This is a genomic window from Paludisphaera mucosa (assembly GCF_029589435.1).
Taxonomy (GTDB): Bacteria; Planctomycetota; Planctomycetia; order Isosphaerales; family Isosphaeraceae; genus Paludisphaera; species Paludisphaera mucosa.
Map to the genome: position 1 here is coordinate 1265093 of NZ_JARRAG010000002.1, position 21589 is coordinate 1286681.

Annotated in this window: 16 protein-coding genes and 1 tRNA gene; 8 read left to right on the top strand and 9 right to left on the bottom strand. The window is 71.2% G+C overall.

Features of this window, described 5'->3' with window-relative positions:
- The first annotated feature begins 9 nt into the window (after positions 1-9).
- From PZE19_RS14595 to PZE19_RS14605, 3 genes are all read left to right on the top strand, one after another.
- Positions 10-4182: a serine/threonine-protein kinase gene (locus tag PZE19_RS14595; protein WP_277861363.1), complete on the top strand. Its 4173-nt coding sequence runs from the start codon at positions 10-12 to the stop codon at positions 4180-4182.
- 82 nt (positions 4183-4264) lie between these two features.
- Positions 4265-5302: an LLM class flavin-dependent oxidoreductase gene (locus PZE19_RS14600; protein ID WP_277861364.1), complete on the top strand. Its 1038-nt coding sequence runs from the start codon at positions 4265-4267 to the stop codon at positions 5300-5302.
- Positions 5303-5310: 8 nt separating this feature from the next.
- Positions 5311-5535: a hypothetical protein gene (locus tag PZE19_RS14605; RefSeq protein ID WP_277861365.1), complete on the top strand. Its 225-nt coding sequence runs from the start codon at positions 5311-5313 to the stop codon at positions 5533-5535.
- Between the two features lie 12 nt (positions 5536-5547).
- Here PZE19_RS14605 and PZE19_RS14610 read toward each other — a convergent pair whose 3' ends face one another.
- The 3 genes from PZE19_RS14610 to PZE19_RS14620 all read right to left on the bottom strand — a co-directional run bounded on the left by PZE19_RS14610 (position 5548) and on the right by PZE19_RS14620 (position 11048).
- Positions 5548-6990, bottom strand: coding sequence for a DUF1501 domain-containing protein (locus PZE19_RS14610; protein ID WP_277861366.1), 1443 nt, complete (start codon positions 6988-6990; stop codon positions 5548-5550).
- Between the two features lie 40 nt (positions 6991-7030).
- Positions 7031-9856, bottom strand: a complete 2826-nt coding sequence (locus PZE19_RS14615) for a PSD1 and planctomycete cytochrome C domain-containing protein (protein WP_277861367.1) — start codon at positions 9854-9856, stop codon at positions 7031-7033.
- Between the two features lie 145 nt (positions 9857-10001).
- Complete coding sequence (locus PZE19_RS14620; RefSeq protein ID WP_277861368.1) at positions 10002-11048, bottom strand: WD40/YVTN/BNR-like repeat-containing protein; 1047 nt, start codon at positions 11046-11048, stop codon at positions 10002-10004.
- Between the two features lie 304 nt (positions 11049-11352).
- Between PZE19_RS14620 and PZE19_RS14625 the strand changes: the two genes are divergently transcribed.
- Entirely contained in the window at positions 11353-12429 is a 1077-nt protein-coding gene (locus PZE19_RS14625; RefSeq protein ID WP_277861369.1) for a DUF1559 family PulG-like putative transporter, read from the top strand.
- Between the two features lie 25 nt (positions 12430-12454).
- A complete protein-coding gene (locus tag PZE19_RS14630; RefSeq protein ID WP_277861370.1) occupies positions 12455-12787 on the top strand; it encodes a hypothetical protein in 333 nt (110 codons plus the stop codon).
- Between the two features lie 25 nt (positions 12788-12812).
- Here the strand turns inward: PZE19_RS14630 and PZE19_RS14635 are convergent, their stop codons facing one another.
- Together PZE19_RS14635 and PZE19_RS14640 are read right to left on the bottom strand one after the other, a co-directional pair.
- On the bottom strand, positions 12813-13208 hold the full coding sequence (locus PZE19_RS14635) for a DUF1398 domain-containing protein (protein ID WP_277861371.1): 396 nt from the start codon (positions 13206-13208) through the stop codon (positions 12813-12815).
- Positions 13209-13242: 34 nt separating this feature from the next.
- Positions 13243-13713, bottom strand: coding sequence for a MarR family winged helix-turn-helix transcriptional regulator (locus tag PZE19_RS14640; protein WP_277861372.1), 471 nt, complete (start codon positions 13711-13713; stop codon positions 13243-13245).
- A 156-nt stretch (positions 13714-13869) separates the two neighbouring features.
- Here PZE19_RS14640 and PZE19_RS14645 point away from each other — a divergent pair, with 156 nt between their 5' ends.
- The gene (locus tag PZE19_RS14645) at positions 13870-15024 is read left to right on the top strand and encodes a hypothetical protein (RefSeq protein ID WP_277861373.1); all 1155 of its coding nucleotides are present in this window, start codon (positions 13870-13872) and stop codon (positions 15022-15024) included.
- A 15-nt stretch (positions 15025-15039) separates the two neighbouring features.
- On the opposite strand, the gene PZE19_RS14650 is transcribed toward PZE19_RS14645, so the two are convergent.
- Positions 15040-15297: a hypothetical protein gene (locus PZE19_RS14650; protein WP_277861374.1), complete on the bottom strand. Its 258-nt coding sequence runs from the start codon at positions 15295-15297 to the stop codon at positions 15040-15042.
- 155 nt (positions 15298-15452) lie between these two features.
- Entirely contained in the window at positions 15453-16805 is a 1353-nt protein-coding gene (locus tag PZE19_RS14655; protein ID WP_277861375.1) for a DUF1501 domain-containing protein, read from the bottom strand.
- A 259-nt stretch (positions 16806-17064) separates the two neighbouring features.
- Here PZE19_RS14655 and PZE19_RS14660 point away from each other — a divergent pair.
- Together PZE19_RS14660 and PZE19_RS14665 are read left to right on the top strand one after the other, a co-directional pair.
- Positions 17065-17151: transfer RNA gene (locus tag PZE19_RS14660), tRNA-Ser, on the top strand.
- Between the two features lie 521 nt (positions 17152-17672).
- Positions 17673-18608, top strand: coding sequence for a choline/ethanolamine kinase family protein (locus PZE19_RS14665; RefSeq protein ID WP_277861376.1), 936 nt, complete (start codon positions 17673-17675; stop codon positions 18606-18608).
- A gap of 75 nt (positions 18609-18683) precedes the next feature.
- Here PZE19_RS14665 and cysN read toward each other — a convergent pair whose 3' ends face one another.
- Both cysN and cysD read right to left on the bottom strand, forming a co-directional pair.
- Positions 18684-20618, bottom strand: coding sequence for a sulfate adenylyltransferase subunit CysN (gene cysN, locus PZE19_RS14670; protein ID WP_277861377.1), 1935 nt, complete (start codon positions 20616-20618; stop codon positions 18684-18686).
- 1 nt (position 20619) lies between these two features.
- Positions 20620-21537, bottom strand: coding sequence for a sulfate adenylyltransferase subunit CysD (gene cysD / locus PZE19_RS14675; protein WP_277861378.1), 918 nt, complete (start codon positions 21535-21537; stop codon positions 20620-20622).
- Positions 21538-21589: the final 52 nt, after the last annotated feature.

Below are 21589 nucleotides of genomic sequence, written 5' to 3' on the forward strand. Positions count from 1 at the left end.
GGCGTCCTCATGAGCACCCAGGACGCCGCCGAGACGGGCCCGAGCACCCAGACGGCCACGCGGCTGATGCAGGACCACCGCGAACTCTGGCGGCGGGGCGAGCGTCTGCGCGTCGAGACGTACCTGGAGCGTCGCGGCCGGGCCCGGGTCGCGGCCTCGGACCTGCTCGACCTCGTCTACGGCGAGCTCATCCTGCGCGAGGAGGACGGCGAGCGGCCCTCGCTCCAGGAATACCTCGACCGCTTCCCCGAGCATCGCGACGAGCTGCGGGCCCAGTTCGAGGTCCACGAGGCCCTCCGCCTGAGCCGGCCGTTCAGCGTGGCCCTCTCGACCGCCTCGGGGGACGCCGCCGACGCCGACGAGTGGGAAGGCCCGACGTCCGTCCCCGCGACGCCCCGGGTCGACCCATCGTCGGCCGACGGAGGGCCGCCGGCCTCCGCCCCGCGCGATCCCCGGCTGCCGGTCGTCGCCGGGTTCGACGTGCTGGGCCTGCTGGGGAGCGGCGGCATGGGGACCGTCTACAAGGCGTTCGACCGCAAATGCCGCCGCATGGTCGCCATGAAGACCATGAACCGCGCGGGGGCCGCGGCGCTGCTGCGGTTCAAGCACGAGTTCCGGTCGCTGCTCGACGTCGTCCATCCCAACCTCGTCACGTTGTACGAGCTGATCGGCGACGGCGAGAACTGGTTCCTGACGATGGAGCTGCTCGACGGCGTCGACTTCCTGACGTACGTCCGCGAGCCCTGCCCCGACCGCTTCGGCCGCATCCGGGCCGCCATCCGCCGGCTGGCCGACGGCGTCGCGGCGCTGCACCAGGCGGGGAAGCTGCACCGGGACATCAAGCCTTCGAACGTCATCGTGACGCGCGACGGCCGCGTCGTCCTGCTGGACTTCGGCCTGGCCGCCGACCAGGACGACGAGGGCCGGCACCAGAGCAGCGACGACCGCATGGTCGGCACGGCCGCCTACATGGCGCCCGAGCAGGCCGCCGCCCTGCCGGTCTCGGCGGCGAGCGACTGGTACAGCGTCGGCGTCATGCTGTTCGAGGCGGTCGCCGGCCGGCTGCCGTTCACCGGCGGCGCGCTGATGATGCTGATGGACAAGCAGCGCATGGACCCGCCCGCGCCGGCGACGATCGCGGCCGACGTCCCCGACGACCTGAACGACCTCTGCGTCGACCTGCTGCGGCGTCGCCCCGAGGACCGCCCCCCGGCCGACGCGATCCTGAGGCGGCTGGGCGCGGCCGGCGAGGTCGCACAGCCGGGTCCGGGGCTGCGGGCGCGCGTCGTCTCGCCGCACCCGTCGTCGACCGGCCGGGGGGTCGTCCTGGTCGGCCGCGACCGCCATCGGGCCGCGCTCCAGGCCGCCCTGGACGACGTCCGGGCCGGCCGGCCGGTCGCCGTGTACCTGCACGGCAGCTCGGGCGCGGGCAAGACGGCGCTCCTGCAGAGCTTCCTGGACGAGCAGGCCGACGAGGAGGAGACGATCGTCCTGACGGGCCGCTGCTACGAGCGCGAGTCGGTGCCGTACAAGGCGTTCGACAGCCTCGTCGACGCGTTGGCGCGGCGACTCGGCCGCATGGGCGAGGTGGAGCTGGCGGCCGTCCTGCCCCGCGACGTGGGCTCGCTGGCCCGAGTCTTCCCCAGCCTCCGCCGCGTGGAGGCCGTCGCCCGCGACCCCCGGCGGGCCCGCGAGACGCCCGACCTGCAGGAGCTTCGCCGTCGCGCCTTCGCCGCGCTCCGCGAGCTGCTCGCCCGCCTGGGCGACCGCGGCACGCTGATCGTCGCCGTCGACGACCTGCAATGGGGGGACGCCGACAGCGCGGCGATGCTCGTCGAGGTGATGCGGCCCCCGGACGCCCCCGTCCTCCTGTTCGCGGCCACCTATCGCAGCGAGGACGAGGCCGCGAGCCCCCTGCTCCAGGCCCTGGCGAAGGCCGGGGCCCTGGGGGTCGGGGTCGACCCCGCCGCGGGCCTCGACGCCCGCTCGTTGCGCGTCGAGCCGCTCTCGCACGACGAGGCCCGGGCGCTGGCCGCGACGCTCCTGCACGGCGACGAGGCGGCCTCGGTCGCCCGCCGCGCCACCCTGGCCGAGACCGTGGCTCGCGAGTCGCAGGGGAACCCGTACTTCATCGCCGAGCTGGTGCGCCACGTCCACGCCGGGGCGCTGGAGCTGGACGCGACCGGGGGCGATGCGGAGGGGCGGCTCGTCCTGGACGACGTCCTCTGGTCGCGGATCCGGCGGCTGCCGGCCGAGGCGCGCGAAGTCCTGGAAGTCGTCGCGACCTCGGGCCGGCCGCTCCGGCTCGTCGACCTGAACGCCTGCCTGGACGATTCCGTCGACGAGCGCTCGGCGCTGGCGCTGCTGCGCGCCGGGAGGCTCGTCCGCGGGACCGGACGGGCCGAGACCGACGAGGTGGAAGCGTACCACGACCGCGTTCGCGAGACCGTCTCGGCACGCCTCGCGCCTGAGGTCGCACGCCAACGCCACGGCCGGCTGGCGACGGTGCTGGAGGCGTCGGGCCGGGCCGATCCCGAGGTCCTGGGCGTCCATTTCCTGGCGGCGGACGCGACGGAGAAGGCGGCCTCGTATTTCGCCGCGGCGGCCGACGAGGCGGCCGACGCCCTCGCCTTCGAACGCGCCGCGGGATTGTACCGCCGTGCGATCGAGATCGGCCGCGCCGCGCCCGATCGCCGCGGACGGCTGTTCGCGAGCCTCGGCGACGCCCTGGCGAACGCGGGCCGGGGCGTGGAGGCGGCCTCGGCCTACCTGACGGCTGCAACCGACGCCTCCCCCGACGAGGCGCTCGAGCGTCGACGCCGCGCGGCCATGCAGTTCCTCGTCAGCGGCCACATCGACGAGGGCCTGGAGACGCTCCACGACGTGCTCGCGCGCGTCGGCATGAGGCTCCCGAGCACGCCTCGGCGGGCGCTCGCGTCGCTGCTCTGGCGTCGCGCCCTCCTGCGGCTCCGCGGGCTGCACTTCCGCGAGGTCGACCCGTCGCGGGCGCCCCCCTCGGCCCTGACGCGGATCGACGTCTGCTGGTCGGCCGGCGTGGGCCTGAGCGTCGTCGACACGATCCGGGGGGCCGACTTCCAGGCCCGCGGCCTGCTGCTCTCGCTGGCGGCCGGCGAACCTTCGCGGATCGCCCGCGCGCTCGCCATGGAGGCGGCCCACGCGGCCTCGACGGGCGGCTCCAACCGCCGACGCACCGAGCGGCTGCTGGCCACGGCCGAGTCGCTCGCCCGCCGCGTCGAGCACCCCTACCCCCTGGGGATGGTGACGCTGGCGCGCGGCGTCTCGGCCTATCTCGAAGGCCGCTGGCGGCTCGCGCAGGCGCAATGCGACGAGGCCGAGGCCGTCTTCCGCGACCGCTGCACCGGGGTCGCCTGGGAGCGTAACACGGCCGACGCCTTCTCGCTCTGGGGCCTCAGCCACCAGGGCGAGACCGGCGAGCTGACCCGGCGCTGGCCGATCCTCCTGGCCCAGGCCGTCGACCGCGGCGACCTCTATGCGGCCATGAACCTGAGTTCGTACCTGATGTCGATCGTGCGGCTGGCCGCCGACGAGCCCGCCCGCGCCCGCGAGGAACTGGCCGCGACCAACGCCCGCTGGTCGCGTCGGGGCTATCACGTCCAGCACAACGACGCCCTGTGGGCCGCCGTCCAGATCGAGCTGTACGACGGCCGCGGCCCGGCCGCGTGGCGGCTCCTCGACGACGCCTGGCCCGCGCTCCGCCGCTCGCTGCTGCTGCGCGTCCAGTTCATCCGCACGTCCATGCGGTTCCTCCGCGCCCGCGCCGCCCTCGCCGCGGCGCTCGAACTCCGGGCGAAGGACGCGTCGGGCGCCTGTCGACTCCTCGCCGTCGCCGGCCGCGACGCCCGCGCGCTTGAACGTGAGAAGATGCCCTGCCCCGCCGCCTACTCCCGGATGATCCGGGCCTCGCTCGCCTCGTTCGCCGGCCGCGCCGACCTCGCCGCGCCCCTGTGGCGCGAGGCCGTCGCGGCCTTCGAATCCGTCGACATGAACCTCTGCGCCGCCGCCTCCCGCCGCCGCCTGGGCCAGTCCCTCGGCGGCGAGTCCGGCGACGTCGAAATCGCCGCGTCCGAGTCCTGGATGCGTCGCCAACTCATCCGAGAACCGGAGAAGGCCGCCGGCATGATCGCCCCGAGGCGAAATTGAACAAATCGCCTTTTCGCCTGGCCGCGCCTACAATTCCCCGGCTCGGTGCCATCGGAGCGGCGGCGGGCGGGAGGGATTTCGCGTGAAGTCTTTAGATGACGTCAAGCTCTCGGTCCTGGACCTCTGCCCGATCGTCGAGGGCGGGACGGCGGCCGACGCCTTCCGCGACGCGGTCGACCTGGCGCGGCATGCGGAGCGGCTGGGGTACGAGCGGTACTGGGTGGCCGAGCACCACAACATCCCGGGGGTGGCGAGCGCGGCGACCGCGGTGGTGATCGGGCACGTCGCGGGGGGGACGTCGCGGATCCGCGTCGGCGCGGGCGGGATCATGCTGCCCAACCACGCCCCGCTGGTGATCGCCGAGCAGTTCGGCACGCTGGCGTCGCTCTACCCGGGCCGGATCGACCTGGGGCTGGGCCGCGCCCCGGGCGGCGACCAGCGGACCGCGCGGGCGCTGCGACGCTACCAGGAAGAGGTCGACGCCTTCCCGCGCGACGTCCGCGAGGTGCAGAACTACTTCCGCCCCGCGGGCCCGGGCCGGTTCGTGCACGCGATCCCGGGCGAGGGCCTGGACGTGCCGATCTGGATCCTGGGCTCCAGCGACTTCGGCGCGCGGCTGGCGGCCGAGCTGGGCCTCCCCTACGCCTTCGCCTCGCACTTCGCCCCCGATCAGCTCTTCGATGCCCTGGCGATCTACCGCGAGAACTTCATCCCGTCCGAGGCCCTGGAGAAGCCGTACGCCATGATCGGCGTCAACGCCTTCCTCGCCGACACCGACGAGGCCGCCGTCCGGCTCTTCAGCTCGCATCAGCAGGCCATCCTCAACCTGGTGCGGGGCCGGCCGGGCCTGCTCCCGCCGCCGGTCGACGACGTCGAGGCGCTCTGGACACCGTTCGAACGGGCCCACGTCGACAAGATGACCCGCGTCTCCGTCGTCGGCTCGCCGGAGACCGTCCGGGGCCGCCTCCAGTCGCTGGTCAACGCCGTCAAGCCCGACGAGGTCGTCTTCTCCGGCCACATCTACGACCACGCCGCCCGGCTGCGATCTTATGATCTGCTGATGCAGGTCTGCCGGACGTCAGCCGCCGCAGAAGCCGCCTCCCTCCCGTCGTCGCGATAGGAGGCCGCATGTCGCCGGACCTCCTCGGATCGCTCGTGAACGGTGCCATCCCGTTCTTCGCCGGCCTGTATTGCTGGCTCCTGGGCACGCGGCGGATCGGCAAGGCCGCCGGCATGGACGTCGAGTACGACGCGTGGCACGAACGCTTCGGGAAGGCCTGTCGGCTCCTCGGCCCGCTCGCCATGATGTTCGGCGTCCTTACGGTCCTCGTCGAGCTGACGCGAGATCGGTGAGGCGCCGAGGGCTCACGCCAGGATCGCGTCGACGACCTTGCCGTGGACGTCGGTCAGGCGGAAGTCGCGGCCGGCGTGGCGGTAGGTGAGCTTGGTGTGGTCGAAGCCGAGGAGGTGCAGGATCGTGGCGTGGAGGTCGTGGACGTGGACGACGTCCTCGACGGCCTTGTAGCCGAAATCGTCGGTCGCGCCGTGGACGTGGCCCCGCTTGACGCCGCCGCCGGCGAGCCAGACCGAGAAGCCCCAGTGGTTGTGGTCGCGGCCCATGGCGGGCTTGCCGCCGACCAGTTCGACCGACGGCGTGCGGCCGAATTCGCCGCCGCAGAGCACCAGCGTGTCATCGAACAGCCCGCGCTGCTTGAGGTCGGTCAGCAGGGCCGCGATGCCCTGGTCGCACTGGCGGCCGAGCTCGCGGTGGGCGGCGGGCAGGCTGTCGTGGCTGTCCCAGGGCTGGACGTCGCCGTGGAAGAGCTGCACGAACCGCACCCCGCGCTCGATCAGCCGGCGGGCGATCAGGAGCTGCCGGTTCTGCACGCCCGGCCCGTACATGTCGCGGACGTGCTGCGGCTCCTGCGAGACGTCGAAGGCGTCGGTCGCCTCCATCTGCATGCGGTAGGCCAGCTCGAAGCTGGCGATGCGGGCGTCGAGCGCGTCGTCCTCGGCGCGGGCTTGCAGGTGGCGGCGGTTCATCTCGGCCAGAAGGTCGAGCTGCCGGCGCTGCTCGCGGTTGGAGACGTAGGCGTTGCGGATGTTCTCGATCAGGTCCTCGGCCTTCTCCTTGCGGGTGTCGATGTACGTCCCCTGGAAGACCCCGGGCAGGAACGCGGACCGCCAGTTGGAGACGTCGGCGACGGGGAGGCCGGGGCACATGGAGACGTAGCCGGGCAGGTTCTCGTTCTCCGAGCCCAGCCCGTAGGTCAGCCAGGCGCCCATGCTGGGGCGCGAGAGCCGCTCGTCGCCGCAATTCATCAGCCGCATCGACTGCTCGTGGTTGGGCGTATTCGCCTGCATCGAGCGGATCACGCAGAGGTCGTCGGCGTGCGCGGCGGTGCGATCGAAGATCTCGCTGACGTCGAGGCCGCTCTCGCCGTACTTGCGGAACTTGAACGGCGAGCCCATCGCCGCGCCGGTCTTGCGCTCGGTGGAGAGGTTCCCCTGGGGGAGCGGCTTGCCGTCGTACTTCGTCAGCAACGGCTTGGGGTCGAAGGTGTCGACCTGGCTGGGCCCGCCGTTCAGGTAGATGTGGATGATCCGCTTCGCCTTGGGCGCGAACTGCGGGGCCCGGGGCGCGAGCGGGTTGAGCGTCGCACCCGGAGTCCCCGCGCGGGCCGCCGCGGGGCCGCCGAGCAGACCCGCCTCGCCCAGGAGGGCGGCCAGGCCGAGCATGCCGAAGCCGGTCCCGGCCTGCTGGATCGCCTCGCGTCGGGAGATGGGGCGTCGGAAGTCGGCGTTCATGGCGTCCGCCTCGGGTCGGATGGATGGAGCGGAGTGAAAATCAGTCGACGAACATCAGCTCATTCGTGATGAGCAACACCTGCGCGAGCTGGGCGCGGGGGTCGAGCTTGGGCCCGCCGGGCTCGTCGGCCAGGCTCTTCAGGAACCGGCCGGCCATCTCGGCCTCGTCGTCGGCGGGCGCGCGGGCCAGGATCATCCGGTAGAGCGCCCGCACCGCCTCGGCCGGGGACGGGCCGGCGACCTCGGGACGCGCGGCGAGCGCCCTGGCCTGCTCGACGACCAGGGGGGCGTTCATGCCGAAGAGCGCCTGCTGGGGGACCGTCGTGAGCGGCCGGCGCTCGGCGGAGGCGTCGGGGCTGGCGAAGTCGAACGCCCGGAAGACGGCCGGCAGGCTCTGGCGGTCGACCAGCCCGTAGACGGTGCGGCGGGCGTTCCCGGGGTCGTTCGCCACGTCCACCGGCTTGCCGTGCATCGTCGGGTCGAGCCGGCCGGAGACGAACAGCAGGGTGTCGCGCATGGCCTCGAAGTCGAGCCGGCGGCGGCTGGCGCGCCAGTGCAGCCGGTTCTCCGGGTCGACCTTGCGGCAGTCGGGCCTGTCGACGCTCGCTTGCCGGTACGTCGACGACAGCACGATCAGGCGGTGGAGGTTCTTGAGGGACCATCCTCCCTCCAGGAACCGCGCGGTCAGGTCGTCGAGCAATTCGGGGTGCGAGGGGGGCGTGCTGCGCTCGCCGAAGTCGCTGGGGGTGGAGACGAGGGGCTCGCCGAAGTGGTGCATCCAGACGCGGTTGACGATCACGCGGCCGGTGAGCGGGTTCTTCGGGTCGGCGATCGCCTCCGCGAGGTCGAGCCGGCCCCCGCCCCGCGCGAAAGGCCGCGGCGCGTCGCCGGCCAGGATGCGGAGGAACCGCCGGGGGACGGCCTCTCCGGGCTGCGAGGCGTTGCCGCGGACGAAGACGCGGGGCGCGTAGGGCTCGTCGGAGTCGACCAGGACCATCGCCCGGGGCGTCGCGTCGGCCGCCTTGACCGTCGTGCGGTCGAGCGCGACGACCTTGCCGTAGAAGCCGTCCTTCTCGCTACGCGACATGTAGGATTGCGTCAGGGCCCGCGCGAAATAGGACGGGCCGTCGGGCCCGTACAGGACGTCGAGCACCTGGCGGCGGGCCTTGTCGGCCGGGTCGGGCGGGGCGGCCTTGGCCTCGTCGTAGACGCGGCGCAACAGGTCGGCGTAGGCCTTCGCGACGTCGGCCTTCGACCGGATCGGGGCGGCGCTCAGGGCCGAGTAGACCAGCGGGTTGAGCGTGTCGGGCTCGATCCCGGCGGGGCGGTCGGCCCACTTCGCCAGGACGGCGGGGGCCTCGGCGGCGAGCGCGGGATCGTCGCGCGTCATCAGGTCGGACCAGGGGCCGAAGACGGGGTCGGACGGGACGGCGCGCTGCTTGAGGAAGCGTCGCCAGCGGCTGGTGATCGGCGGGCGGAGGTCGTCGGGGGCGAGCGACATGAAGAAGACGGCCGTCTCCAACGGGTCGGGCGGCGTGGTCCCGGCGCGGTACAGGTAGTCGCCGCCGCGCTTGCGGGCTTCTTCCAGGAGCAGGGCGTACTGGTCGTCGAGGAACTTGCGGATCTCGGCCCGCTTGGCGGCGGCGTCGTCCTCGAACGCCTTGCGGTCCGGGGTCTTCGCGGGGTCGTCGATCAGGGGGAGTTCCAGCGGGGACTCGGCACCGGCGAAGACGCCGTAGAGCGAATAGTAGTCGGCGGTGGGGATCGGGTCGTACTTGTGGTCGTGGCAGCGGGCGCAGGCGACCGTCAGGCCGAGCAGGCCGCGGCTCACGACGTCGATCTTGTCGTCGATCTGGTCGTGCACGTTGTTGTCGAAGGCCCGGCCCAGCGTCAGGAAGCCCATCGCCGCGAGCCGCCAGGGCTCGTCCTTGGGCGCGACCGCGTCGGCCGCGAGCTGTTCGCGGATCATCCGATCGAAGGGTGCGTCCTCGTTGAACGACCGCACGACGTAGTCGCGATAGGTGTAGGCGTAGGGCCGGATGCGGTCGTCCCCGTACATGAGGACGCCGTCTTTCGAGTCGGCGTAGCGGGCGACGTCCAGCCAGTGCCGCCCCCATCGCTCGCCGTATCGCGGCGAGGCCAGCAGCCGATCGACGACCTTCGCGTAGGCGTCGTCCGATCGGTCGGCCTCGAACGCGGCGATCTCCTCGGCGGTCGGCGGCAGGCCGATCAGGTCGTAAGAGACCCGGCGCAGGAGCGTACGACGGTCGGCCGGCGGCGAAGGGGCCAGGCCGGCGTCCTCCAGCTTCGCCAGGATGAACGGGTCGATCGGTGAGTTCGGCCACGAAGCGTCGGCGACCTTCGGGGGCTCACGGCGGGCGACGGGCTGGTACGACCAGTGCTTGCGGGCCGCGACGAAGTCGATCCCTCGGGCCTTGGCCGCGGGCGCGGCGACCGCCTTCGGGAAGGTCGCCCCTCCGGCCACCCACTGCCGAAGCACGGTGATCTCGGCGTCGGGCAGCTTCTGCTTCGGCGGCATCTTGACCGCGTCGTCCTCGTAGCCGACGGCCTGGATCAGAAGGCTCGCCTCGGGCTTGCCCGGCTCGACCGCCGGCCCGAGGTCGCCCCCCTTCAGCAGCCCCTCGAGAGAGTCGACCGCGAGGCTCCCCTTCAGGCTCTCGGCCTGGGCCGAGTGGCAGCCGAAGCAGCGCTCGACGAGAATCGGACGGACCCTGGCCTCGAAGAACGCGTCCCGATCCGCGCCGGGCTCCTCGGTGCAGGATGCGGAAGGGGAGGCCGCCGCGAAGACGACGGCCAGCGCGCCCGCGACGATCCGCGATATCCGCCCGAGATGCAGCGTCGCCATCGGCGTCGTCCTCCCGCCCCCCCCTCGAAGTCTCCAACATTCTTTGTACAATTCGCGCATCCGGGGGTCCGGCTGTCAAGGCGTCGGCCTCGGGCCTCGTCGCCCGATGGTGTCGGCGGCGGCCGAATCGACGGCGGCTCGATCGTCAAGGAGGGGTGGTCGGGCCGGGCTCGCTTCCCGGGTCGAACCGGGCGATGCGGCCGCGCTCGCCGACGGCCCAGCCGGCGGACGAGGCGGCGAATCCGACGGCGTGGAAGCCGGCGTCGCCGAGCTTCGACCAGGATTCGCCGCCGTCGTCCGAGCGGTCGGCGCCGGTCGGGCCGACGGCGATCAGCGACGGCCCGGGCGTCCCGGGCCGGAAGGCGACGGCCGAGCGGTAGCCGGACGGCTCGGGGCCACTGGGGGCGATCCAGGTCCGGCCGCCGTCGTGGGTGAGGGCGATGAGCCGCCCCTTCGCGTCCGGCTCCTTGTAGTCGCCGCCGACGGCCGCGCCGTGCTCCGCATCCCGGAAGGCCAGCGAGAAGACTCCCGACGAGCCCTCGCCGGCGCGCAGGGGCGTCGCGTGGGCCGTCCAGGTCCGCCCTCGGTCGTCGCTCCGGAAGATCCGCCCGCCGCTGGTGCCGAACCAGGCGTGATCCCCCTTCACGGCCAGGCAGGTTCCGCTGGCCGCGAAGGCCCCCTCGCGCGGCAGGGCCGCGGGCATGGAATCTCCGGCGACGCGGGCCCAGGTGTCGCCGCCGTCGTCGGTCGCAAGGATGACGAACCGGCCGTCGACCGGATCCCCCAGCGCCAGCCCGTGCCGGGCGTCCGAGAACGCCAGGCCGTCGAGGAAGCCCTTCGGGTCGGCGTTGACATGCCGGAGCCTCCACGTTTCGCCGCCGTCGGTCGTCTTGAAGATCCGCGACTGATCGCCCTCGCCGATCGACAGGACCAGGGCCGTCCGGTCGTCGAACGCCTCGACGTCGCGGAAATCCCGTCCTCCCGAATTCGGCACGTTCCGCCCCCGCCAGGTCGCGCCGCGATCCGTGGTGAGCAGCACCGTCCCCCCCGTCCCGCTCGCCCAGGCGACCCGCCCATCCACGACGGCGACCCCCCGCAGGCGGGCCGTCGTCCCGGATGTCTGAAACGTCCATTGCGCCTCGACGGCCGGCCCGCTGCAGAGCGCCGCGATTATCAGAAACAGGCGTCTCATCCGGTGCCTCGAGTTTCGAGACGGCCGCGTCGGCCGTCGTGGTCCACGGTCCTGAAGGGTTCTCGATCCCGGGCGATTCTAACGTCTTGAGCGACAAGTCCCCACGGCGTAGAGACCAACCGTGATTCAAGGCTCTGGCCCCTGAGAAAAGGCACGGTCCGGGAAAGCTCATCCTGAACCATGAAAGCTCGAAATTTTGGGCTGTCAAAAACAAAGATTGGCGCGTTGGTGTTTTCGCTTTATGATCTGCTGCGTGGAACTCGTGAAAAACCGGAAAACATGATTTGGTCGATGCGGAGGACATATGGGTCTGCAGGAACGGGCGCGGCGGGGCGCTGGCTCGAGGCGCGGTTTCACGCTGATCGAGCTGCTGGTGGTGATCAGCATCATCGCGGTGCTGATCAGCCTGCTGTTGCCGGCGGTGCAGGCGGCGCGGTCGGCGGCGCGGCGGACGCAGTGCGTGAATAATCTCAAGCAGATCGGGCTGGGGCTGGCGAATTACGAGTCGGCGATCGGGGCGTTCCCGCCGGCTTACGTGGGGGATCCCCGGGCGGTCGGGACGGCCTACGGGGTGAGCTATCCGGACGGGAACCTCAACACGACGCCCGGGTTCGCCTGGGGGACGCTGATCCTGCCGTACATCGAGCAGGCGACGGTCTACGCGAGCTTCAACACGAACCTCCCCTGCTGGGCGGCCGACAACGCGACCGGGGCGACGGTGCGGCTCTCGGTCTTCCTGTGCCCGTCGGCGACGGGCGGGACGGAGCCGTTCGCGGTGCATAAGTACGACAACGGCAACTCGGGCTCGCCCAACGACGCCGGCGAGTTCACGCCTCGGATCCTGCTGTCGCGCAGCCATTACGTGACGAACGCGGGGATCAACCAGCCCTGGGGGCGGACGACGGCGTACTCGTACGACTTCGACGTCGCCGAACCGATCCCCGGGGCCCCGTCGCCGCACGAAATCGACGGCCCTTTCTACCGCAACTCGCGGACCCGCGCCGCGTCGGTGACGGACGGGCTGTCGAACACGGTCTTCCTGGGCGAGAAGGCGCCGATCCTCTGCGACGCGACGTGGGTGGGCGTGGTCCCGTTCGCCAGCACGCCCCCGCGTCGCGGCTGGCCGTCGGACCCGAACAGCGGCGGCAACCTCGTCGGCGCGCACTGCGGGCCCGACGTCCGCGACCATCCCCAGGTGATCATCCACGCACCGAACCACCCGTTCGGCCACACCGACGAGATGTACTCCGAGGACGGCGATGGCTCCAACGTCCTGATGGGCGACGGCTCCGTCCGCTGGGTCAAGGAGACCATCCACCCCCGGACCTGGGTCGCCCTCTCGACCCGCAACGGCGGCGAGGTCGTCTCCGGCGACTACTGATCGACCCGATAAGGAAAGCTCATTGATGAATATGACGAAGCGATTCCGCCGGGGGGCGGCCCTGCTCGCCCCGGCGATCCTCGCGGCGGCCCTCGGCTGCGGCGGGCCGCCCCAGATCGGCGCCGACGCCGAGGCTTTCAAGACGGTCGACGCCCTCTACACGGCGGTCTCCCTGCGCGAGCCCGCGCTCGTCGACCAGTGCCTGGCCGCCCTGAAGTCGCTCCGCGAGGCCGGCAAGCTCGACCCGGCCCCTTGCGACGCCCTGGAAGGCCTCGCCGCCGAGGCCAAGGGCGGCGGCTGGGAGTCCGCCCAGTCCCGCCTCGCCCGCTTCATGCGCGGCCAGAGCCGGGGGCGGTAGGCGGGGACTTCGACCGGCGGCCGGCTCATCGGGGCCCGGAGAAGGGTTCGACGTGGCAGTCGCCGTCTCGCCCGAAGTAGACGACCCTCCGGCCGCCCAGGAAGGCGGTGTAGCCGACCGTCCCCGCGGCCATGATCCGCCGCAGGAAGCCGGGATAGTCGACCTCGCGGCCCTGGGCGGCCGCGACGGCCGACCGGACCCCCTCGGCCGAGAACGTCCGCGGGACCGCCGGGGCGTCGGCTAGCGGCAGGGGCTCGACGTGGATCGCGCCGGCGGCTGCATAGTGCCGTAGCTCCATCCGCGCCAGGTCGGCGTCGTAGCGTTCCACGCCCGTCGCGAGCAGCCGCCCCACGACTTCGGGGAATGTGATGCGGCCGGCGAGGGCCTGTGTCAGGCAGTCGTGCAGGATCGTCGCGTCCATCGTTCGGCCTCGTTTCGTTTCGCGTCGGGCGCCTTCAATCCAGGGTCTTCCCAGGGAACTCGTCTCCCGCCTCGTGCTTCGCCAGGATCGACTTCAGGCTCGCGAGCAGCCGCCGGCGCTCGGGCTCGCCCACGACGCCGAAGAAGGCGTCGTCGTTTTCGTCGGCCTCTCTCGCGAGCACCGGCACGAGCGTCCGGCCGGCCTCGGTCAGCCGGATCGAGACGGCGCGACGATCCGTCGGGTCGGCCGCGCGGACGACGAGTCCTTTCTTCGCCAGTCGCTCCACCATCCGCGACATCGCCCCGCCGTCCACCCCGACCGTCGCCGCCAAGATCAGCAGCGAGGCGCCCTCGGCGTCGTACAGGCAACGGAGCACCACCCATTGCGCGACCGTCACCCCGCGCCTTTCCAGGCGGTCGGAGAAGCCGCGGGACACGCGATTCGACAGCCGCCTCAGCCAGTAGCCGAGGTGGTCCTCCAGTCCGCTCGGGCGTTCGCTCGTCATGCGGGAAATATAGATGCCCAGGCAATTGTTGTCAAGGCAATAAAACGCCGCGAAGGGGAAGTGATGAGGAGAGGGCCGGGTCCCTGGTTCGGGAGGTCGGGCGGCGCTATCATGGCGCTCGGGATCTTCGGGCCCAACTTTCCGGGAGGCGGGATCATGCGGACCGGGGCGATCGTCTTGATGCTGACGGCGTGGACGCTCGGGGCGGCGGCTCAGGAGGCTCGGCCTTCGAAGGGCATCCCCGATCGGCCGGACTTCTTTCCGATCGCGGTCTGGCTCCAGGACACGGCCAACGCGACCCGGTACCGGGACGTCGGCGTGAACCTGTACGTGGGGTTGTGGAAGGGGCCGACGGCCGCGCAGCTCGACGCGCTCGACGCGGCGGGGATCCGCCTGATCGCGGGCCAGAGCCCGGCCGCCCTGGCGTTCCGCGACCGGCCGACGATCGTCGGCTGGATGCACGACGACGAGCCCGACAACGCCCAGGCGCTCGAGAACGGCAAGGGCTACGGGCCCCCCGTCACGCCCGACGCAATCGTGGCGCGATACCGCGAAATGAAGCGCAACGACCCCGACCGCCCCGTCATGTTGAACCTGGGACAAGGGGTCGCGTGGGACGGCTGGTACGGGCGGGGGACCCGGACGAACCACCCCGAAGACTATCCCGAGTACGTCGAGGGGTGCGACGTGGCCTCGTTCGACATCTACCCCGCCTGCCATCGCGACGCCCCGGTCGCGGGCAAGCTCTGGTACGTCCCGCTCGGCGTCGAGCGGCTCAGGAAATGGGCCGGCGCGAAGAAGCCGGTCTGGTGCTGCATCGAGACCACGCGGATCGACAACGAGGCCCGCAAGGCGACCCCGGCCGAGATCCGCTCCGAGGTCTGGATGGCCCTGATCCGGGGTGCGAAGGGGCTGGTCTACTTCGCCCACCAGTTCAAGCCGACGTTCATCGAGGCCGGCTTGCTCGCCGACGAGGCCGTCGCGCGCGAGGTCGCCGCGACCAACCGACGCATCCACGAGCTGGCGCCGGTGCTCAACAGCCCCGACGTGCCCGACGGCGTGCAGGTCGTCGCGTCGGACCCGAAGGTCCCGATCGCATCCGTCGTCAAGCGTCACGGCGACGCCGTCTACGTCTTCGCCGCCTCGCTGAGCGACGGCGGGACCGACGTCCGATTCCGCCTGCCGGACCGGGCCGACGCCCAGGTCGAGGTCCTCGACGAGTCGCGGTCGCTCGAAGCCCCCGCCGGCGCGTGGCCCGACCGCTTCACCGGGTATCAGGTCCACCTGTACCGGATCCGCCCGCGAGGCTGAGCGGATCGCGCGACCTCAGCGCGTCGCCTTGGCGCGCGGCGGGGCCTCCGCCGAGCCTTCCGCCCGCGCCGGCTTGCCCAGCATGAAGCGGTTGCAGCCGCTGAGGCCCGACACCCTGAGACTGTACGGCTGCAGGTCCTCGTCGATGCATAGCCCCAGCGTCAGGTTCTCGACCTTCGCCTCGGGCTCGATCTGCCACCATTTGCAGGCCTTGCAAAGGCCCCAATCCGACTCATGGTCGTGACCGTTCGAATGCGAGTTGGAAGCAGTCATGAGGACATCTCCATTCCCTTCGACTCGGGCGGGATCGACCTTCACGCGGGTGGATCTCGACCCGTCCCCTACTGCAACCGACGGGCCGAAAACCCCTCGATCGGGCGCGAAATCCCGCGACGAGGCGGCGGAATCGGTCTTGGCCGTCGGGAGCCTCAGGTCAGCTCGGCGATCGGCTCGCCGTGGGGGAGGAGGGCGATGGGTCGGCCGGAGACGTCCTGATAGGTCTGGGCGTGGTCGATGCCGAGGTGGCGGTACCAGGTCGCGAGCAGGTCGTTGGGGGTGAACCGCCGCTCCCTGGGCTCTTCGCCCCGGGAGGTGGTCGAGCCGATCACCTGGCCCATGGGCATCCCCCCGCCGGACATGAGGACGGACATGGCCCGTCCCCAGTGCTCGCGACCGGGTCGGCCCTGGTGGTTCGAGAGCTTGGGCGTCCGTCCCATCTCTCCCATGACGACGATCAGGGTCTCGCGGTCCAGGCCCCGCGCGTGGACGTCCTCGATCAGGGCGGAGACGGCCCGGTCGAGGACGGGGAGGCGGATCTCCATCTGTTCGAAGATGTTCCAGACGCTCGCGTGGTCGTCCCAGGAGAACGCCTTCTGGCCCGGGACGCAGGGGAAGTCGATCGTCACCAGCCGCACGCCCGCCTCGACCAGACGGCGCGCCAGCAGGCAGCGCTGGCCCACGACGTTGCGGCCGTAGCGGTCGCGGAGCACGTCGGGCTCGCCCGACAGGTCGAAGGCGTTTCGCGCGGCGCCGGAGGTCAGGACGTCGAGGGCCCGCCGCTGGAAGTCGTCGAACGAGCGCGTGACGGGCGTGGCCTCCATCGCCCGCCGCGCGGCGTCGAACCCGGCGAGCAGCCGGCCGCGGCCGCCCAGGCTCGCACGTCGCGCCTCGTCGAGCACCAGCTCCGGGACCATGAACTCGGGCTTGTTCGGGTCGGCCGCGACCTTGAACGGCCCATACGATCGGCCCAGGCCCCCCCCGCCCTCGTACGGCAGGTCGGGCATGGCGACCCACTTCGGCAGCCCCGCGGCCTCCGGCAGCAGCCGGTTCGCGGCGTGGAAGACGTAGGGGTGTTTGGGCGTGAACGGCGGCGTCTCGACGACGTCGCCTTCATACCCGGTCAGGACCGTGTGCGTGCTGTTGGCGTGGCCCGGGCTGTCGTGGGAGACGGAACGGACGATCGCCAGCTTGTCGGCGATCGCCGCCAGCCTCGGCAGCTTCTCGCAGATCTCGAGCCCCGGAACGCTGGTGGGGATCGGCCGGAAGAGGCCGCGATACGCCTCGGGGGCGTCGGGCTTGAGGTCGAACGTCTCCATGTGGCTCGGCCCTCCCCAGAGCCAGACCACGATCATGGACGGCCCCCCCGTCCCGCCCCCCGGCGCGGCCCTCGCCGCCTGGAGCCGCAAGAGGTCCGAGATCCCCAGCGCCGAGAACCCGGTCAGCGAGGCCCGCAGGAAGGCCCGTCTGGGCGTCGCTCCGGTGCACGGTCGAGCTTCGGACACCGCGTCGTCCTCGTCGTGTTCGATGGGTGCGCCCGTCGGCCACCTCGCCCTCCCGGGCCGGCCGGGGCCATCCTAACATGTCCCGCAATTGTTGGACAATCGCCCCCCACTTCAAGCCGGGTCCCCGAACGAGGCCGAGCCCGCGAAGCCCGAGCCGCGTCGCGACCGAAGGACGACGAGGCGACTCGCCCGAACCCCTGACGGAAAGCCGGATTGCTTGGAGGCGCGGCGAGCGTTACATTGGGTTCCTCAGGCCCTTGGAGAGGTGACCGAGAGGCCGAAGGTGCGGCACTGGAAATGCCGTGTACGGTAACACGTACCGAGGGTTCGAATCCCTCCCTCTCCGCTTGCACGAGATACAACGGCCCGGACTTGCGTCGGCCAGACGGCGACGCGATCCGGGCTGCTTCGTTGGCTGAGTCGTCCTGGCGCATGATGTGGCGAAGGATCCGCGGGCGGCGAGGCCCGGCCGCATGCGGCTGCGTCGGCGAAATGGGCCGGAGGCGGCCGGATCGGGCGATGCGACGCCGCATGCGGGTCGGCTCGGCCGGAGGCCTGCTCCGCGCGCCGGCGCCGCTTTCGGGAGGTTCAGCCGGGCGAACTCGCCCGTCGGGGCGGGATCGCCGTGGCGTGGGCTCGGGCGGTCTCGTCTCCCCCGCGACCGGGGCGCGCCGCGAAATGCTCGCCGGCCGCCCCTCGCTGGGCCCGAGAGGCGGCGGCTTGAGCCGTTCGGGCTGATATGAGATCATCATGACGGCCGTCGGTCGACGGATTCCCCCCTCTGCTTGCAAGCCTCCCCCGGTCGCCAGGCATGGTCCCGTGCCTGGTCGGGTCGAAACAGTCCCGGGCCGCGGATCATCGCCGGAATTGAAGACCACGACGATCTCGATCGACCAGGTCATCGACCGGATCCCCGCCTGGTCGGGCCGATCCCCCGCCGTGACGCCGCTCGTCGGGGGGCTGACGAACCGGGCCTACCGCGTGGCCGTGGGCGACGAGGCGTTCGTCGTGCGCATCCCGGGCGTGGGGACCGAATGGCTCGCGATCGATCGCGGCAACGAGCTGCACAACTCCCGGGCCGCGGCCGAGGCGGGGGTCGGCCCGCGGGTCGTCCACCACTTCCGCGACGTGGACGTTTTGGTCCTCGAATTCATCCCCGCCGAGACCATGACCCTGGCTTCGATGCGACGCCCGGGGATGCCGGTCAGGCTCGCCCACGTCCTCAAGCGGCTCCACGCGGGGCCTCGCTTCCTGCACGATTTCGACATGTTCGCGCTGACCCGGCGCTACCTTAGGATCGCGCAGGAGCTGGAGATCCCCATCCCCGACGACTACGTCCGCTACATGCCCGAGGTCGAGCGGATCGAGGCTGCTTTCGCCCGGCGGCCCGTCGCCACGGTCCCCTGCCACAACGACCTGCTGGCGGGGAACATCCTGGACGACGGCCGCCGGCTCCGGCTGATCGACTTCGAATACAGCGGCAACAACGACCCGGCGTTCGAGCTGGGGAACGCGTGCCAGGAGCTGGAATACGACGAGCCGCGCGTCGAGGAGACGTGCGCCGCGTATTTCGGCGAAGCCTATCCGGACAAGCTCGCCCGGATGAAGCTCAACATCCTCATGTCGAACGTCGGCTGGACGCTCTGGGCCGCGATCCAGTGGAAGGTCTCCACGATCGACTTCGACTTCTGGAGCTGGGTCGACCAACGCTGGGGACGAGCCCGGGCCGCCCTCGAATCGCCCGAGTACCGGCAGTGGCTCGACGTGCTCGAAGGCTCCGGGCCGCGTCCTCGATCCGGCTGACGTTCCTCCGCCCCCCGATCAGCCCCTCCCCTACCCTACTCCGCAGCATCCTCCCCTCGTGGGACCCGAGACGGCCTAGCGCAGGAAGCCTCGCGACTTCATCAGCTCGACGATCCGGGCGACGCTCTCGTCGACGCCGATCTGGTCGGTCTGGAGCACGAGGTCGGGCGACTTCGGTTCCTCGAACGCGGCCGTCACGCCGGGCATCTGGGCGATCTTGCCCTCGTCGGCCAGGCGGTAGGCGCCGCTCTGGTCGCGCGCCCGCAGGACGTCCATCGGCGCCGTGCAGTAGACCTCCAGGACGCGGTCGGCGCCGATCAGCTGCTTCGCCTTCTCGCGCACGGCCTCGTGGGGCGCGACGAACGCGGCGACGGTGATCACGCCGGCGTCGTTCATCAGCTTCGCCACCTCGGCCGACCGCCGCAGGTTCTCGGAGCGGTCGTCGGCGGTGAAGCCCAGGTCGCGGTTCAGGCCCTGTCGCATGTTCTGGCCGTAGAGCACCGTCACCAGCCGGCCCTCGTCCCACAGCCGGCGTTCCAGGCCGAAGGCGATCCGGCTCTTGCCGCTGCCGGTCAGGCCGACCAGCAAGACGGTCGCCGGCACCTGGCCGTATCGCTGTTCGCGCTCGGCCGGCGCGACCAGGCTCTCGCGCTGCTTGAGGCGCTCCGCCGGCTCGGTGCCCCACGCGTCGCCGGGGGCGCGGCCGCCGCCGGCTTCCAGGATCATGCCGGCGCCGACCGTGTTGTTGGTCAGCCGGTCGATCAGGATGAACGCCCCGGTCGCGGCGTTGGCGCGGTACGGGTCGTACGCCAGCGCCTGCGTCAGGCTGAGCTGCACGTGCCCGACCTCGTTCAGCTCCAGCCGCGAGATGGCGCGGTGCTCCAGGGTGTTGACGTCGACGCCGTAGCGGAACGCCGCGACCTCGGCCGCCACCTGCCGCGTGGTGTGCTTCAGCGTGTACGACCGGCCGGGGACGAACGGCTGCTCGGCCATCCACACCACCATCGCCTCGATCTCGCTGCTGACGTGCGGCGGGCCGTCGGGCCGCACCAGCATGTCGCCGCGGCTGACGTCCACCTCGTCGGCCAGCGTGACCGTCACCGCCTGGGGGGCGAACGCCTCTTCCAGGTCGCCATCGTAGGTCACGATCGACTTCACCCGGCTGCGCTTGCCCGACGGCAGCACCATCACCTCGTCGCCCCGGCGCAGGATGCCGGACGCCACGGTGCCGGCGAAGCCGCGGAAGTCGAGGTTGGGGCGGATGACGTATTGCACCGGGAACCGCAGGTCGGTCAGGTTGCGATCGCTGGCGATGTGCACCGTCTCCAGGTGGTCCAGCAGCGGCGGGCCGGTGTACCACGGCATGGCGTCGCTCTTGGACGCGACGTTGTCGCCCTTGAGCGCCGACATCGGGATAAAGGTGACGTCGCGCAGGTCGAGCTTGGCGACGAAGCCGGTGTAGTCGTCCTTGATCCGCTCGAAGACGTCTCGCGAGTGGCCGACGAGGTCCATCTTGTTGACGGCGACGACGACGTGCCGGATGCCCAAAAGCGATACGATGAACGAGTGCCGGCGGGTCTGGGTCATCACGCCGTGGCGGGCGTCGATGAGGATGACGGCCAGCTGGCACGTCGACGCCCCGGTGGCCATGTTGCGCGTGTACTGCTCGTGGCCGGGCGTGTCGGCGATGATGAACTTGCGGCGGTCGGTCGAGAAGTAGCGGTACGCGACGTCGATGGTGATGCCCTGCTCGCGCTCGGCCTTCAGGCCGTCGGTCAGCAGGGCGAGGTCGATCTCGCCGGCCCCGGTGGTGCCGACCTTCTCGCTGTCGCGCTTGACCGCGGCGAGCTGGTCCTCGTAGATCATCTTGGTGTCGTGCAGCAGCCGGCCGATGAGCGTGCTCTTGCCGTCGTCGACGCTGCCGCAGGTGAGGAGGCGCAGCAGTTCCTTCTTCTGGTGGCGGGCGAGGTAGGCGTGGATGTCTTCCTGGCTCAGGTCAACGGCTTGCATCTCAGAAATACCCCTCGCGCTTCTTCTGCTCCATCGACCCCGTCTCGTCGTGGTCGATCATCCGGCCCTGGCGTTCGGAGTTCTTCGCCAGCAGCATCTCCTCGATGATCTCCGGCAGGGTCGTCGCGTCGCTCTCGATCGCCCCGGTGAGCGGGTAGCAGCCGAGCGTGCGGAACCGCACCCGCTTCATCATCGGCTCTTCGCCGGGCCGCAGCGGCATCCGCTCGTCGTCCACCATGATGAGCGTGCCGTCGCGCTCGACGACCGGGCGGACGTCGGCGAAGTAGAGCGGCACGATGGGGATGCCTTCCAGGTGGATGTACTGCCAGACGTCCAGCTCGGTCCAGTTGCTCAGCGGGAAGGCGCGGATGCTCTCGCCCTTGTTCACCTTGCTGTTGAACAGGTTCCACAGCTCCGGCCGCTGGTTCTTGGGGTCCCACTGGTGGAGGCGGTCGCGGAAGCTGTAGACGCGCTCCTTGGCCCGGCTCTTCTCCTCGTCGCGGCGGGCGCCGCCGAACGCCGCGTCGAACTGGTAGTGGTTGAGCGCCTGCTTGAGCGCCGCCGTCTTCATGACGTCGGTGTGCTTCTTCGAGCCGTGGTCGAACGGGTTGATGTTCTGGGCCCGCCCTTCCGGGTTGATCCAGACCTTCAGGTCGAGGCCCTGCTCGCGACAGAATCGATCGCGGAACTCGATCATCGCCCGGAACTTCCAGGTCGTGTCGACGTGCAGCAGCGGAAAGGGCGGCCGGCCGGGATGGAAGGCCTTCTGCGCCAGCCGCAGCATGACGGCCGAGTCCTTGCCGATGGAGTAGAGCATCACCGGCCGCTCGAACTCGGCGGCGACCTCGCGGATGATGTGGATGCTCTCCGCCTCGAGCACCTTCAAATGGGTCAGGTTGTAACTGCTGCTGCTGATCATCCGTCCTCCTGATTCGACCTCGGTCAGTCGATTATAGGAGATCGACTTCGCT